Here is a 15354-nt window from a genome sequence, read left to right on the forward strand (position 1 = left end):
GGCGGACCGGCATTCCGGCTATTTCGCCCGAAGCGAAAGTCGCGAAAGTGAAGCCGTTGGGGGCAGCGCGTGGACGCCGAAGGGGCCCGGACGGATGATCCGTCCGGGCCCCTCCTGTTCCGGCTCAGTCGCCTCGGGCGCAGGCGCTCAGCGCTTGCCCGCCTTGGCGGTCTTCGGGGTCGCCAGTCGCACCGCCGACCACTCCTTGCTCACCGCGGCCGTGCTGGTCTGCGACAGGCCGGCGGTCTGCGCGGCGTCCGCGATGTCATGGGCCTCGACGTGGCCGTCGCGCCCGGTCTTCGGAGTCAGCAGCCAGACCAGGCCGCCCTCCACCAGGTACTCCTGGGCATCGACGAGGGAGTCGGTGAGATCTCCGTCTTCGCTGTCCTCGCGGAACCACATCAGCACGACGTCAGCGACGTCGTCGTAGTCCTCGTCGACGAGCTCGGTGCCGGTGAGTTCCTCGACGGCCTCACGCAGCTCCTGATCGACGTCGTCGTCGTAACCGAGCTCCTGGACCACCTGTCCGGGCTCAAGGCCCAACCGACGTGCCGGGTTGGTCCTGTCCTCCGCGGGGTCCGCGGTCGCGCTCACGGGAATTGCCTCCTATATCCGACCCTGTCTCCTGGTACCAGGGCTGTGGGCGTAGTCCACACGGGCGGCGCGCGGAGCGCAAGTACCCGATCGTCGATCCCACCCTGGCTTCGGTGCGTCGCAGCGCGACACGCCGTCGGGAGTGACACGGATCACTCCCATTTGCCCCAGTATCACCGGCAAACAGCGTTCCGCGCAGCGGATTGCCGTTCCACTTACCCGCTGTAGGCGTCGCTCACTCCTGGTAGACCGTCGGTCGACGTTGCGTCTCATCCCTCGGCCGTGTGACCGAACACTCCTTGACCGGGCGTAGAGTCTTCCCTTGGCCCTCCCCAGCCTGCCCACTCCACAACGTTGTGGGGAAAGGTCGGGTCACCTCGTCGTAGCCAACCGCGCACAAGGCGAGAACCGCTTCGCAGACGCCCACGCGGCGCCTGCCCCCAAGGGACTGCTCCCAAAAGGGCACGAATCGGTTACTCATGGGTAGAGATGACGATTCTCCCCCTGCGGTCCACGATGGAGGCGGCGCGACACCACCTCCAGACGTACCGACAGTGAAGGAACAGCGTGGCTTCCGGATCCGATCGCAACCCGATCATCATTGGCGGCCTGCCCAGCCAGGTCCCGGACTTCGATCCCGAGGAGACCAGCGAGTGGCTGGACTCCCTCGACGCCGCCATCGACGAGCGGGGCCGTGAGCGCGCCCGCTACCTCATGCTGCGGCTGATCGAGCGCGCCCGCGAGAAGCGCGTCGCCGTGCCGGAGATGCGCAGCACGGACTACGTCAACACGATCGCCACCAAGGACGAGCCGTTCTTCCCCGGCAACGAGGAGATCGAGCGCAAGGTCCTCAACGCCACCCGCTGGAACGCCGCGGTGATGGTCTCCCGCGCGCAGCGGCCCGGCATCGGCGTCGGCGGCCACATCGCCACCTTCGCCTCCTCCGCGTCGCTCTACGACGTCGGCTTCAACTACTTCTTCAAGGGCAAGGACGCGGACGGCGCCTCCGGCGACCAGATCTACTTCCAGGGCCACGCCTCCCCCGGCATCTACGCCCGCGCCTACCTGCTGGACCGCCTCAGCGAGCAGCAGCTCGACAGCTTCCGCCAGGAGCACTCGGGCGCGCCCTACGGTCTCTCCAGCTACCCGCACCCGCGCAACATGCCGGACTTCTGGGAGTTCCCGACCGTCTCCATGGGCCTCGGCCCCCTGGGCGCCATCTACCAGGCGCGGATGAACCGCTACCTGGAGAACCACGGCATCAAGGACACCTCGGACTCCCGCGTCTGGGCCTTCCTCGGCGACGGCGAGATGGACGAGGTCGAGTCGCTCGGCCAGCTGTCCATCGCCGCCCGCGAGGGCCTGGACAACCTGACGTTCGTGGTCAACTGCAACCTGCAGCGCCTCGACGGCCCGGTCCGCGGCAACGGCAAGATCATCCAGGAGCTGGAGTCGATCTTCCGGGGCAACGGCTGGAACGTCATCAAGCTCATCTGGGACCGCACCTGGGACCCGCTGCTCGCGCAGGACCGCGACGGCGCCCTGGTCAACAAGATGAACGTGACCCCGGACGGCCAGTTCCAGACCTACGCCACCGAGTCGGGCGCGTACATCCGCGACCACTTCTTCGGCGGAGACCTGCGCCTGCGCGCGATGGTCGAGAACATGACCGACGAGCAGATCCAGCACCTGGGCCGTGGCGGCCACGACCACAAGAAGGTCTACGCCGCGTTCAAGGCCGCGACCGAGCACAAGGGCCAGCCGACCGTCATCCTGGCCCAGACCGTCAAGGGCTGGACGCTGGGCCCGAACTTCGAGGGCCGCAACGCGACCCACCAGATGAAGAAGCTGACGGTCGACGACCTCAAGCGCTTCCGCGACCGGCTGCACCTGCCGATCACGGACAAGCAGCTCGACGAGGGCTACCCGCCCTACTACCACCCGGGCAAGGACTCGGAGGAGATCCAGTACATGCACGACCGCCGGCGCGAGCTCGGCGGTTACATGCCGACCCGCAAGGTGCGGCCGCGCCAGCTGGAGCTCCCGGGCGACGACGCCTACAAGGTCCTCAAGAAGGGCTCGGGCCAGCAGTCGATCGCCACCACGATGGCCTTCGTCCGCCTGCTCAAGGACCTGATGCGGGACAAGAACATCGGCAAGCGCTTCGTGACGATCGCGCCGGACGAGTACCGCACCTTCGGCATGGACTCGCTCTTCCCCTCGGCGAAGATCTACGACCCGATGGGCCAGACCTACGAGTCGGTCGACCGCGAGCTGCTGCTGGCGTACAAGACCTCGCCGCAGGGCCAGATGATCCAGGACGGCATCACCGAGGCCGGCTCCACCGCCTCGCTGATCGCCGCGGGTTCGTCCTACGCCACCCACGGCGAGCCGCTGATCCCCGTCTACGTCTTCTACTCGATGTTCGGGTTCCAGCGCACGGGTGACCAGTTCTGGCAGATGGCCGACCAGCTGGCGCGCGGCTTCGTGCTCGGCGCGACGGCCGGCCGCACCACGCTGACCGGCGAGGGCCTGCAGCACGCCGACGGTCACAGCCAGCTGCTGGCCTCGACCAACCCGGCCGTCGTCAGCTACGACCCGGCCTACGGCTACGAGATCGCCCACATCGTGCAGGACGGTCTGCGCCGGATGTACGGCAGCAGCGCCGAGCACCCGCACGGCGAGGACGTCTTCTACTACCTCACCGTGTACAACGAGCCGATCCAGATGCCGGCCGAGCCCGAGAACGTGGACGTCGAGGGCATCCTCAAGGGCGTCCACAAGCTCTCGGTCGGCCAGGGCGGCCAGATCCCGGCGCAGATCCTCGCCTCGGGCGTCTCCGTTCCGTGGGCGCTGGAGGCCCAGCGGATCCTCGCCGAGGAGTGGAACGTCAAGGCCGACGTCTGGTCGGTGACCTCCTGGAACGAGCTGCGTCGCGACGCGATCGAGGTCGAGGAGTTCAACCTGCTCAACCCGGACGAGGAGCAGCGCTACCCGTACGTGCAGCGCAAGCTCTCCGGCGCCGAGGGCCCGTTCGTCGCCGTGTCCGACTGGATGCGCGCGGTGCCGGACCAGATCGCGCGCTGGGTGCCGGGCCAGTACCAGTCGCTGGGCGCCGACGGCTTCGGCTTCGCGGACACCCGCGGCGCGGCCCGTCGCTACTTCCACATCGACGCGCAGTCGATCGTGCTGGGCGTGCTGACCGAGCTGGCCAAGCAGGGCAAGGTCGACCGCACCGCGCTGAAGGCGGCGATCGACCGCTACCAGCTGCTCGACGTGAAGGCCGCGCACCCGGGCAACGCCGGCGGCGACGCCTGACCGGCACGCGCCTGAACGCGTAAGCGAACAGGGTCCGATGACAGTTTGTCATCGGACCCTGTTTCATTTCTGAGTTGTTTCTGTGCGTTGAGGCAAACCACTCCCCCGAGTGGTGACAGGTGGCTACCTTTGGCGGAACGCCGACAACCGGATCGGCGCCCGCGCGATAAGGAGCACCATGTCGACGATCCGTCGCAGCACCGCTCTGTCCGCAGCCCTGCTCGCCCTCCTCGGGGCGGCCGCACCCGCCGTGGCCACCGCCGCCCCGGCCGTGGTGAACGGAACCGTGCACAACCTCCAGCTCCACCTGCGCAACAGCTCCAGTTCGAACTGGGCCGGCTACGCGGCCACCGGCGGCCCCTTCACCAGCGTCTCCGCCAGCTGGGTGCAGCCCGCCGTCAGCTGCGGCAGCGCCACCACCTACTCGAGCTTCTGGGTCGGCCTCGACGGAGACGGCAGCAACAGCGTCGAGCAGACCGGCACCGAGGCCGACTGCTCGGGCGGGCGGGCCGTCTACTCGTCCTGGTACGAGATGTACCCGAAGTACCCGGTCAACTACTCGAACGCGGTCCACCCCGGCGACCACTTCACCGCCTCGGTCACCTTCAACGGCTCAGGCTCGTTCACGATGAAGATCACCGACTCGACCGCCGGCTGGTCCAAGTCGACGACCAAGTCCTACACCCCGGCCCAGCGGTACTCCGCCGAGGTGATAGCCGAGGCGCCGTCCAGCTCCACCGGGGTGCTGCCGCTCAGCAACTTCGGCACGGTGAACTTCACCAGCTCGCTCGCCAACGGTCAGGCGATCGGCAACTACAGCCCCGACTCGATCAACATGGTCTCCGGCTCGACCACCAAGGCGACCACCTCCGGCCTGTCCGGCGGCTCGGCCTTCTCGGTGACCTTCAAGCACAGCTGATCACCGGCTGACGACAGCCGGACGACGGTGGGTGACGCGCGACGCGTCACCCACCGTCTCCTTGTGAACGGCTCGTAAGAATCCACGGGGAATCAGCGGCAAATCGGTGGCGATTGACGGCCAATGTGATGGTTGTCGCAGTTTGCGCCTCCTTCGTACAGCGTACGCAGCCGGACCGTGCCCTTACGCTTGCGCAGAACGGCTCGATGGCGAGACCTCCTCGCCCGGGCGTTCCGAGCATCCGCAAGACCTCCGGGCAGCGCCCGTACGACGGTCGCCGGCAGCCCCGAGGAGACACCCGCATGCGGTTCAAGCGCACCCTGGTGGCAGCACTGGTCTCCTTCACCTGCCTGGCGGGGACGGGCGCGGCAGCCGCCGGTGCGGCGGTCTCGGACGAGCAGATCGCGGTCACCACGCCGCCCGCAGGGAGCAAGGCCTGGACCAAGGACGCCTCCCTCGGCGTCGCCTTCCCGAACCCCGCGACCGCGACCGCGAGCCAGGTCGCCGCGTTCTTCGCCGGGCTGACCCCGGCCGAGCAGCAGAAGCTCGTGGCCGAGTACCCGCTGGTCGTCGGCAACTTCGACGGCGCCCCGCTCGCGCTGCGCTACCAGGCCAACCGCCTCGCCATGCAGCAGGAGCTGGACCGCCTCCGGCAGGACGACCCGAAGGCCGTCGGCCAGATCGCGATGCTGACCACCCTGCTGGAGCCCGGCCACCAGGTCCTCGCCTTCGACCCGCGCAGCCGCGGCCTGGTCGCGGAGGTCTTCGGCGACCTGGCCACGGCGGAGAAGATCGCCGTCCTGGTCCCCGGCTCGGACATGGACCTCTCCCACTTCGGCAAGGCCCAGACCGCGGCGCAGGCCCTGCGGTCCGAGGAGGCCTCGGTCTCCCCCGGCACCACGACGGCGACCATAGCCTGGGCCGACTACGTCACCCCGGTCGGCCTCGGCGCGGACGCGGCGACCGGCCGCCTGGCGGACGCGGCGGCCCCGCGGCTGACCAGCCTGCTGGCGGGCCTGGCCCTCACCACGAGGCCGAACGCGGCGCCGAGCCTCTTCTGCCACTCCTACGGCTCGGTGGTCTGCGGCAAAGCCGCTCCGTCGCTGACGACCGGCGTGACCGACATGGTGGTGCTGGGCAGCCCGGGCATGGACGTGGACAGCGCGGCAGGTCTCGGTGCGGGGGTCCGGCTCTGGGCGACGGTGCGCAACGGTTCCGACTGGATCGGCAACGTCCCCTACCTGGAGATCGGCGGCCTCGGCCACGGCCCCGACCCGACGGGCCCGACCTTCGGCTCCCACCTGATCTCCTCGACGGGCGCCCAGGGCCACAACGGCTACTTCGCCCCGGGCACGGCCAGCCTCCGCAACTTCGCCGACATCGCGCTCGGCGCCTACGACGACGTCACCACCTGACCATTGCGCCCAGAGCCCGTTGCCACCACATAGGGCGCGACGCTCGTGCGCGCGAGAAACCACGCAGTGCCCCAGGGGCGCGGGGAACTGCGCGACAAGCCACTCGCGTGCGGAGGGTCCTCAATGCGCAGGGCCATCCGCGCAGGGTGGTTTCTCGCGCAGTTCCCCGCGCCCCTGAGGTGGTGCAACTCGCCCTCTCCGGCAGGTGCTCAGCTGGAGATGGTGCTCATGTCGGCGTAGCGGTCGCCGGCGACCTGGGAGGCGATGGGCTCCAGCGTGGCGAGTTCGGCCGGGGTGAGCGTCAGGGCGGTGGCCGCCGTGTTCTCCTCCAGGCGGCTGCGCCGCCTCGTGCCGGGGATCGGGATGACCGGGAGGCCATGGACCTCCGACCGCTGCTGGACCCAGGCCAGGGCCACCTGCCCCACCGTCGCGCCGCGGTCCGCGGCGATCTTGTGGACCGGGGCCAGCAGCGCCGCGTTCCGCGCGGCGTTGTCGCCGGTGAAGCGCGGCTGGTGGTTGCGGAAGTCGTTCGCCGCCAGCTCGTTCGCGTTGCTGAAGGAGCCCGTCAGGAAGCCGCGTCCCAGCGGCGAGTACGGCACGAAGGCCACGCCCAGCTCCGCCGCCGCCGGCACCGCCGAGCGTTCGACGTCCCGCGAGAAGAGGGACCACTCCGACTGCAGCGCCGCGATCGGGTGCACGGCGTGCGCCTCCCGGAGCTCCGCGCCGTTCACCTCGGAGAGCCCCAGGTACCGCACCTTGCCCGCCGCGACCAGCTCGCCCATCGCGCCGACCGACTCCGCCAGCGGCACCTCGGGGTTGCGGCGGTGCATGTAGTACAGGTCGATGTGGTCCACGCCCAGGCGCCGCAGGCTCGCGTCGACGGCCTGCCGGATGTAGGCCGCGTCGTTGCGGACCGCCCGGTACGTGGGGTCGTCCTCGCGGCGCTCGATGGCGAACTTCGTCGCGATCAGCACCTGGTCCCGGTGGGCCTGGACGAACGGACCGACCAGTTCCTCGTTGCGGCCGTAGCCGTACATGTCCGCGGTGTCGAAGAGGGTGACGCCCAGTTCCAGCGCGCGCTCCAGCGTCGCACGGGACTCGGCCTCGCCGGTGTCGCCGAACTGGTCGCTGTAGAAGTCGCTCATGCCCATGCAGCCGAGGCCCTGGACGCCGACGGCGGGTCCGTTGCTGCCGAGGGTGGTGCTCGGGATGGTGGTCATCTCAGTCCTGCCTCTTCCCGTAAAGATCGATCTTGTAGTCCAGGGCCAGAAGGTTCGCCTGCAGGTCGCGAATGCGCGCAAGCACCTCCTCGCGGTGCTCGACCAGCAGTGCGCGCCGCTGCTCGCGGGTGCCGTTCCCGGCGCGGACCAGTTCCGCGTAGCGGAGCATCCCGGCGACCGGCATGCCGGTCGCGCGCAGGTTGCCGAGGAACGCCAGCCAGCCCAGGTCCGCCTCGCAGAAGCGGCGCTGGCCGTGGTGCGAGCGGGCCGGGCGGTCGAGCAGGCCGATCCGCTCGTACCAGCGCAGCGTGTGTGCGCTGAGGCCGGTGCGCTCGACGACCTCGCCGATGGTGTAGCGAGGCTGCAACTCCTCGCTCAGTGCCGCGGCTTCCGACATCCTCGGCCCCCTTCCGATCACTTCGGGAACGACGCTACTGACTTGGAGTGCACTCCAAGCAAGCGACACACCTAGACTCGCCTTCCATGGACAGCCTGCGCCTCATCGAACAGTGGCCCGTCACCACCGCCGCCGCGGTCGTCGTCCGCCGGGACGGCTCCGTGCTCGGCGGTCACGGCCCGCAGCGGCACCCGTTCCGGCTGGCCTCGGTGACCAAGCCGCTCACCGCGTACGCCGTCCTGGTGGCGGTCGAGGAGGGCGCGCTGGAGCTGGACGACCCGGCGGGACCGGACGGTTCGACGGTGCGGCATCTGCTGGCCCACACCTCGGGACTGGCCTTCGACGAGGACCGCACGATGGCCCCGCCAGGGACCCGGCGGCTCTACTCGAACGCGGGCTTCGACGTGCTGGCCGAAACGGTCACCAAGGCGACCGGCATCCCCTTCCCGCAGTACGCGGCCGAGGCGGTGTTCACCCCGCTGGGCATGGCGGACACCTGGCTCGACGCGGAGGGCCGCAGCCCGGCCGGCGCGGGCGGCGTCTCCACCGCCGCCGACCTGGCGCTGTTCGCCGCCGAGCTGCAGGCGCCGCGCATCCTGGACGCCGGCACGGTCGCCGAGGCGACCCGCGTGGCCTTCCCCGGCCTGAACGGCGTGCTGCCCGGTTACGGGCACCAGAAGCCCAACGACTGGGGCCTCGGCTTCGACGTGCGCGACCACAAGTCCCCGCACTGGACCGGCCTGACCAGCTCCCCGGCGACCTTCGGGCACTTCGGCCAGTCCGGCACCTTCCTCTGGGTCGACCCGGAGGCCGGCGCGGCCTGCGTCGCGCTGACGGACCGCGACTTCGGCCCGTGGGCGGCCGAGGCGTGGACCCCCTTCACGGACGCCGTGCTCGCCGAGCTGCGCGCTCACCCGTAGCTGACAGCCGACTCCATCGCCCAGACCAGCAGCTCCGCGCCGTCGGGACCTGCGGTGGGGTCGACGGGCGCGTCGCCCTCGGTGATCCGCAGGGCGTCCCCCGCGGCCAGCTCGCGCCCCCGCCCGCGCGGTCCTCCGCGTTCCCTGAAGCCCAGCGCACCGCGGCTGACCTGCGCGTAGACGAACGCCGCCGACGGCAGCCCCGGCAGCGGCGCGTACGGCTGGGCGCGCAGCAGCCACAGCGCCGCGTCCTCCCTGCGCAGCAGACCCGGCGGGGTGAGCCTGACCTGCGCCGCCTCCGGGTCGACGTCGGTCAGCGCATAGGCCGGCTCGGTGCCGAAGCTGCCGGGCTGGAGCCAGAACTGCAGGAACCGCACCGGGCCCGCGGCGTCCGGGACGTTGGCCTCGCCGTGGGTCGCCCCCGCGCCGGAGCTCAGGTACTGCAGTTGTCCGGGACGGACGACGACGCGGTGTCCCCGGTCGTCCTGGTGGGCGAGTGCGCCCTCCAGCACCCAGGTGAGGATCTCGGTGTCCCTGTGCTTGTGCGGGGCGAAGCCCGCGCCGGGGGCGAGGGTCTCCTCGTTGCAGGCGAGCAGCGCGCCGAAGTGCGTGTTGGCCGGGTCGTAGTGCCCCGCGAAGGAGAACGCGTGCGCGGTGGCGATCCCCGGCTCGGGCTCCGAGCGGTAACGGTGTCCGGCGCGGCGGATGCTGAGCGGCATGACGCCCACTGTAGGGCCCGCGCCCTCGCCCGCACGCTTTGATTGGTCCAGACCATTTACGGGAGCGCCCCCGCTCCACTAGCGTCGACTCGCGTCGCGGTTCTTCGGGTGAGGGGGAAACGGTGCGCTTCGGGCTGCTCGGACCGGTGCTGGTACACGACGGCGAGGCCCTGCGGCCCATCGGCGCGCGTCGCCAACGCAGCATCCTCGCCGTCCTGTTGCTGCGCCCCAACCAGGTCGTCTCCGGGGACGCGCTGGCCGACGCGGTCTGGGGCGGGGCTCCGCCCGAGGCCGCCGTCGCCACCCTGCACAGCTACGTCATGCGGCTGCGCCGCACCCTGGGCCCGCAGGCGGGCGGGCGGCTGCGCACCGCCGCCCCCGGCTACCTGATCGAGGTCGGCCCCGAGGAGCTGGACGTGGACCGCTTCCGCCGCCACGCGGGGACCGGACGCGAGGCCGCGACCCGCGGCGACCACGCCCGCGCCGCCCGCGACCTCAGCGCCGCGCTCGACGAGTGGCGCGGCGACGCACTGCTGGACGTGCAGGGTCCCCCGGCGCTGGACGCGCACGCGGGCGTGTTGACCGAGGAGTGGCTGCAGGTCCGCGAGGCGCGCATCGACGCCGAGCTGGAGCTCGGACGGCACCGCGAGGCGCTCCCCGAGATCCGGCAGCTCGCCTCGGCGCACCCGCTGCGCGAGCACCTGACCGCCCAGTTGCTGACCGCGCTGTTCCGGGCCGACCGGCAGGCCGAGGCGCTGGCCGTCTACCAGCGCGCCCGCACGCTGCTCGTGGAGCACGTGGGCGTGGAGCCGGGGCCCGAGCTGCAGCGGATCCACCGCCGGATCCTGAGCCAGGAGCTCGCCGCCCCCGGACCCGAACCCGCGTCCGCGGCCGTCGGCGCGACCGCGGTCGTGACCCCGCGCCGCCCGCGTCCCGCGCAGCTCCCGCCCGAGCTGGCCGACTTCGCCGGACGCGAGGAGCAGTTCGCCGCCTTCGACCGGCTGCTGCCGCCCGCCGCGACCGCTCCGCTGCTGGCCAAGCTGACCGGCGGTGGCGGTCTCGGCAAGACCGCGCTCGCGGTCCGGCTGGCCCGGCGGGCCGCCGACCGCTATCCCGACGGCCAGATCTTCCTGGAACTGCACGGCATGGCGCCGAGCCGGACGCTGCGCCCCGCCGACGCCCACGCGCGGCTGCTGCGCGATCTCGGCCTGGCTCCGCAGGAGGTGCCGCACGACCCCGACGAGCGGGCCTCGCTCTTCCGCACGCTCTGTGCGGAGCGGCGGCTGCTCTTCGTGCTCGACGACGCCAGGGACATGGCCCAGTTGCGCCCGCTGCTGCCCGCGGGGCCCGGCTGCGGCGCCATCGTCACCAGCAGGAACCGGCTCAGTTCGCTGCCCGGCGCCCACGACCTGCGGCTCACCGCCCTCCCCCGGGCGCAGGCGCGCAGCCTCTTCCTCCAGGTGGCCGGGATCGGACCGGAGCAGACGGAGCCCGAGGCGGTCGAGGCGATCCTGGACTGCTGCGCCGGGCTGCCGCTGGCGCTGCGGATCGCCGCCGCCCGCGCGACCGTCGGCCCGACCCGCTCGCTGCGCGCACTGGCCGACCGGCTCTCCGACCGGCGCCACGGCCTCGCCGAGCTGACCGTCGACGACCTCGCCGTGCAGACCTCGTACCAGACCACGGTCGACTGCCTCAGCACGCCGACAGCCTCCGCCCTGCCCGCGCTGGGCTGCTGGCCGGGCACCGATCTGCCGCACGCGGCCGTCGCCGCGCTGTGGGACCTGCCGGAGCGGGCCTCGGACACCGCGCTGGCCGAACTGACCGCCCTGCACCTGGTCGAACCCGAAGGACCCGACCGGCTGCGGACGCACGACCTGATCCGCCGCTGCCTGGAGGGGACCGCCGCCGAGCAGCTCACCGAGCCAGAGCGCCGGGCGGCCCGGGGCCGGGTGCTGGCCTGGTACCTCGACCGCACCGCGGACGCCGCCGCTGCGCTGGCCGACTCCGACGCCTCCCGGCACGGCCCGGCCCTCGACTGGTGCGAGCAGGAGCTGCCCAACCTCCTGGTGGCGGCGGGGATCGCCGAGGAGGCCGGCCGGCCCACCGCGGCCGCCGAGCTGGCGCGCTCGCTGTGGGCGTTCTTCGACGTCCGCAAGCACTGGCCCGCCTGGCTCGAACTGCAGCAGCTCGGCCTCGCCGCCGCCGAGCGGAGCGGCGACGAGGAGGCCCGCGCGTCCCTGCTGAACGGGCGCGCCGCGGCCCTGTGGGGCCTCGGCCGCTTCCAGGAGGCCGGCGCCGACTGGGAGCTGGCCGCCGAGCTGTACCTCGGGTCCGCGGAGCCCGAACGCGCGGCGGACATGTTCGGGAACCTGTCCGGCGCGCTGGCCCGCCAGGAGCTCTTCGAACGGGCGGTCGAGGTGGGCGAGCGCGCCGTGGCGATCCACCGCGGCCAGTCGCCGCGCCCGCAGCACGCCGGGACGCTGAACAACCTGGGCATGGTCTACTTCGCGGCCGGCCGCAGGGACGAGGCCCGGCGCTGCTACCAGGACGCCGTGGAGCTGAGCCGGACCCTGGAGCACCGCCACTTCGAGGCCGCGGCCCTGAGTAACCTGGCCGAGCTCGCGACCGCCTGCGGCGACCCGCTCGCGGGCATCGAGTACTGCACCCTGGCCCTGGCGCTCTGCGAGGAGATCGGCAGCCGCTACGGCCGCGCCCTGACGCTGAACCACCTCGGCCGGGCCAGGGAGGCGACCGGTGAGACCGACCTGGCCCGCCAGGCGTGGGCCGCGGCCCTGGAGATCCTGGAGGACCTGGGCGATCCGCACGCCGAGTCGGCCCGCGCCGCCCTGGCGCGGACCGCACCCGTATCCCGGTGTGAGGAGGTCCGGCCTAGTACGGCGTGAAGCAGGTGGCGCCGTCGGCCGCGGCGCCCGTGGCGGCGTTCAGCATCTGCACGCAGACGTAGTCCTTGTCGCCAGGACCGTCACCGGCCCACGAGCTGGTGTAGCCGACGGCCGCGCCGTTGGTCGAGTACTCGGTGGAGCCGTTCTTCACCAGCCAGACGTGGCAGGTCGCGCCGCCGCCGGTCACCTTGGTCACCACGTAGCGCTGGTGGTCGAAGCCGCTGAAGTTGGACAGGTACTCGTCCGCGCCGCAGCCGCCTGAGCTGGAGTACTCGTAGTTGTCGCCGTAGTGCGGCAGACCCGCCGCGAACGCCTGTCCCGCGCCGACCGCGACCATCGCCACCGCACCGGCGGCCACGAGCGCGTTCCTCGCCATGCGCCTCATCCATGCTCCTCGGGTTCGTCCCCGTGCCGGCCCGTCCGGCACGATTGGTCTGGACCTCTCAGAGTCTTCCGACCGTGTCTGGCGCCCCTCTGGCGTCCCCCTGGCGTCCCCGGAAAGGCCGCGGCGACCGCCCGTTGTGACCGGGACCACGCACCCGCCGGTGCCTCCGCTGCGCGGAACCGGACACGAATGGTGCACGCTTAGTCCTGTGCCTGCCCCAGTCGCCAAGAAGACCGCGAAGAAGCCCGCCGACAAGGCGACGGCGGACCCAGCCGACTCCCCCGCGAGCGAATCGCCCCGGCGCGGGTCCAAGCGCGGGACCGCGTTCGAGCGGCGTACCGTCACCGCGACCAGCGACATGCACGCGGCGACGCTGAAGAACCTGGAGCGCGCCGCGGGCAAGATGGCCACCGCCGCCATCGCCCGGATGGACGAGAACCTGTCCTGGTACCGCAACATGCCCCCGGAGCACCGCTCCTGGATCGGCCTGGTCGCGCAGGCAGGCATCGCCGCCTTCACCGAGTGGTTCCGCCACCCCGACGCCCCGCAGGCGATCAGCGCCGACGTCTTCGGCACCGCCCCGCGCGAGCTGACCAGGGCGGTCACCCTGCGCCAGACGGTCGAGATGATCCGGACCACCACCGAGGTCGTCGAGGAGGCCATCGAGGAGGTCGCCGCGCCCGGCGCCGAGGAGGCGCTGCGCGAGGCCGTGCTGGTCTACGCCCGCGAGATCGCCTTCGCCACCGCCCAGGTCTACGCCCAGGCCGCCGAGGCCCGCGGCGCCTGGGACGCCCGCCTGGAGGCGCTGGTGGTCAACTCGCTGCTCTCCGGCGACGCGGACGAGGGCGTGCTCTCCCGCGCCGCCGCGCTCGGCTGGGGCGCACCGGACCGGATCATGGTCGTGATGGGCAGCGCTCCGGCCGGCGACAGCGAGCTGGTGGTCGAGGCGATCCGCCGGGCCGCCCGGCACGCCAAGCTGCACGTGCTGACCGGGGTGCTCGGCGCCCGGCTGGTCGTGGTGGTCGGCGAGAAGAAGCCGCGCAACGGCGAACGGCTCTGGGACCCGGTCGTGGCCGCCAGGGCACTGCTCGGCCAGTTCGCCCCCGGTCCGGTCGTCATCGGCCCGACCGTCTCCGACCTGCTCTCCGCCACCCGCTCCGCGCAGGCCGCCGCGGCCGGGCTGCGCGCCTGCTCCGCCTGGCCGGACGCGCCGCGCCCGGTCCTCGCCGACGACCTGCTGCCCGAGCGCGCGCTCGCCGGGGATCCGCAGGCCAGGGCGCAGCTGGTGGAGGAGATCTATGCACCGCTCGACGAGGCCGGTTCAGCGCTGCTCGACACGCTCTCGGTCTATCTGGAGCAGGCTTCCTCTCTGGAGGGGGCGGCGCGCATGCTGTTCGTGCACCCCAACACGGTCCGGTACCGGCTGCGCCGTGTGACCGACGTCACGGGCTACGCCCCCTCGGACGTGCGATCCGCGTTCACCCTGCGTATCGCCCTGGCGCTGGGACGACTCCAGCCGTGATGACCTGGGATGATGCACGGCTGTAGGGAGTCCACAACTCGACCGGTGGTTCTTCGTCGCGGTCCTCACCCGCGCCGCACCGGCCGGACAAGAGAAGGTTGATGACGTGCTCGTACTCGTTGCTCCCGGACAAGGCGCCCAGTCGCCCGGATTCCTCGCCCCCTGGCTGGAGGTGCCCGGCGTCGCCGACCGCCTGAACTGGTGGTCCGCGGTGGCAGGCCTGGATCTGGTGCACTACGGAACCGAGGCCGACGCGGACGCCATCAAGGACACCGCCGTCGCCCAGCCGCTGCTGGTCGCCTCCGGCCTGGCCGCCTTCGGCGCGCTCGGCCTGGCACCCGAGCGGCTCGGAGCCGTGGCCGGCCACAGCGTCGGCGAGATCACCGCCGCCGCGATCGCGGGCACCCTGTCCGCGGAGTCCGCCCTGGCCTTCGTGCGCCAGCGCGGCCTGGCCATGGCCGAGGCCGCCGCGCAGACCGCCACCGGCATGGCCGCCGTCCTCGGCGGCGACCCGGACGAGGTCGCGGCCGTCATCGAGAAGCACGGGCTCACCGCGGCCAACAACAACGGCGGCGGCCAGATCGTCGCCGCGGGAACGCTCGAGCAGCTGGAGGCCTTCAAGGCCGACCCGCCCGAGAAGGCCAAGGTCATCTCGCTGGCCGTGGCCGGCGCCTTCCACACCCACCACATGGCCCCCGGCGTGACCCGGCTGCAGAAGATCGCCCCCGGTGTCCCGGTCGCCGACCCGCGCGTCGCCTACGTCTCCAACGCCGACGGCAAGACCATCGAGGGCGGCGCCGAGGTCGTGGCCCGCCTGGTCAGCCAGGTCTCCAATCCGGTCCGCTGGGACCTGTGCATGGAGGCGCTGGAGCGCCTGGGCGCCACCTGCGTCATCGAGGTCCCGCCGGCCGGCACGCTGACCAACCTGGTCAAGCGGAACCTGAAGGGCGTGGCCCACCTCGCTCTGAAGACCCCGGCCGACCTGGACAAGGCACGGGAACTCATCGCCGAGCACGCACCCCAGGGGGCCTGAGACATGACA

General features: G+C 71.9%; 12 protein-coding genes. 7 read left to right on the top strand and 5 right to left on the bottom strand.

Annotation, left to right across the window (positions count from 1 at the left end; genetic code table 11):
• Positions 1–147 precede the first annotated feature (147 nt).
• Positions 148–594 carry a DUF3052 domain-containing protein gene (locus BS83_RS20195; protein WP_037605083.1) on the bottom strand — a complete coding sequence of 149 codons (447 nt, stop codon included), beginning with the start codon at positions 592–594 and terminating at the stop codon, positions 148–150.
• Between the two features lie 567 nt (positions 595–1161).
• On the opposite strand from BS83_RS20195, the gene aceE reads away from it, so the two are divergent.
• From aceE to BS83_RS20210, 3 genes are all read left to right on the top strand, one after another.
• Entirely contained in the window at positions 1162–3912 is a 2751-nt protein-coding gene (gene aceE / locus BS83_RS20200; protein WP_037605084.1) for a pyruvate dehydrogenase (acetyl-transferring), homodimeric type, read from the top strand.
• Positions 3913–4090: 178 nt separating this feature from the next.
• The gene (locus BS83_RS20205) at positions 4091–4831 is read left to right on the top strand and encodes a G1 family glutamic endopeptidase (protein ID WP_037605086.1); all 741 of its coding nucleotides are present in this window, start codon (positions 4091–4093) and stop codon (positions 4829–4831) included.
• Positions 4832–5133: 302 nt separating this feature from the next.
• Positions 5134–6246 (top strand): alpha/beta hydrolase, encoded by a 1113-nt coding sequence (locus tag BS83_RS20210; protein WP_037605088.1) that lies wholly within the window; start codon positions 5134–5136, stop codon positions 6244–6246.
• 209 nt (positions 6247–6455) lie between these two features.
• On the opposite strand, the gene BS83_RS20215 is transcribed toward BS83_RS20210, so the two are convergent.
• Both BS83_RS20215 and BS83_RS20220 read right to left on the bottom strand, forming a co-directional pair.
• Positions 6456–7466, bottom strand: a complete 1011-nt coding sequence (locus tag BS83_RS20215; protein ID WP_037605090.1) for an aldo/keto reductase — start codon at positions 7464–7466, stop codon at positions 6456–6458.
• A gap of 1 nt (position 7467) precedes the next feature.
• On the bottom strand, positions 7468–7863 hold the full coding sequence (locus BS83_RS20220; protein ID WP_051943434.1) for a MerR family transcriptional regulator: 396 nt from the start codon (positions 7861–7863) through the stop codon (positions 7468–7470).
• An 86-nt stretch (positions 7864–7949) separates the two neighbouring features.
• Between BS83_RS20220 and BS83_RS20225 the strand changes: the two genes are divergently transcribed.
• The gene (locus tag BS83_RS20225; RefSeq protein ID WP_037605091.1) at positions 7950–8783 is read left to right on the top strand and encodes a serine hydrolase domain-containing protein; all 834 of its coding nucleotides are present in this window, start codon (positions 7950–7952) and stop codon (positions 8781–8783) included.
• On the opposite strand, the gene BS83_RS20230 is transcribed toward BS83_RS20225, so the two are convergent.
• The gene (locus BS83_RS20230) at positions 8774–9502 is read right to left on the bottom strand and encodes a pirin family protein (protein ID WP_037609491.1); all 729 of its coding nucleotides are present in this window, start codon (positions 9500–9502) and stop codon (positions 8774–8776) included. The genes BS83_RS20225 and BS83_RS20230 overlap by 10 nt on opposite strands.
• A 122-nt stretch (positions 9503–9624) precedes the next feature.
• Between BS83_RS20230 and BS83_RS20235 the strand changes: the two genes are divergently transcribed.
• Positions 9625–12405, top strand: coding sequence for an AfsR/SARP family transcriptional regulator (locus BS83_RS20235; protein ID WP_037605092.1), 2781 nt, complete (start codon positions 9625–9627; stop codon positions 12403–12405).
• On the opposite strand, the gene BS83_RS20240 is transcribed toward BS83_RS20235, so the two are convergent.
• On the bottom strand, positions 12392–12790 hold the full coding sequence (locus BS83_RS20240; protein ID WP_157597255.1) for a hypothetical protein: 399 nt from the start codon (positions 12788–12790) through the stop codon (positions 12392–12394). The two genes, BS83_RS20235 and BS83_RS20240, sit on opposite strands and share 14 nt — an antisense overlap.
• Positions 12791–13148: 358 nt before the next feature.
• Here BS83_RS20240 and BS83_RS20245 point away from each other — a divergent pair, with 358 nt between their 5' ends.
• A complete protein-coding gene (locus BS83_RS20245) occupies positions 13149–14312 on the top strand; it encodes a PucR family transcriptional regulator (RefSeq protein WP_037609492.1) in 1164 nt (387 codons plus the stop codon).
• A 106-nt stretch (positions 14313–14418) separates the two neighbouring features.
• The gene (locus BS83_RS20250) at positions 14419–15345 is read left to right on the top strand and encodes an ACP S-malonyltransferase (protein WP_037605094.1); all 927 of its coding nucleotides are present in this window, start codon (positions 14419–14421) and stop codon (positions 15343–15345) included.
• Positions 15346–15354 lie beyond the last annotated feature (9 nt).

The organism is Streptacidiphilus rugosus AM-16 (genome assembly GCF_000744655.1).
Taxonomy (GTDB): Bacteria; Actinomycetota; Actinomycetes; order Streptomycetales; family Streptomycetaceae; genus Streptacidiphilus; species Streptacidiphilus rugosus.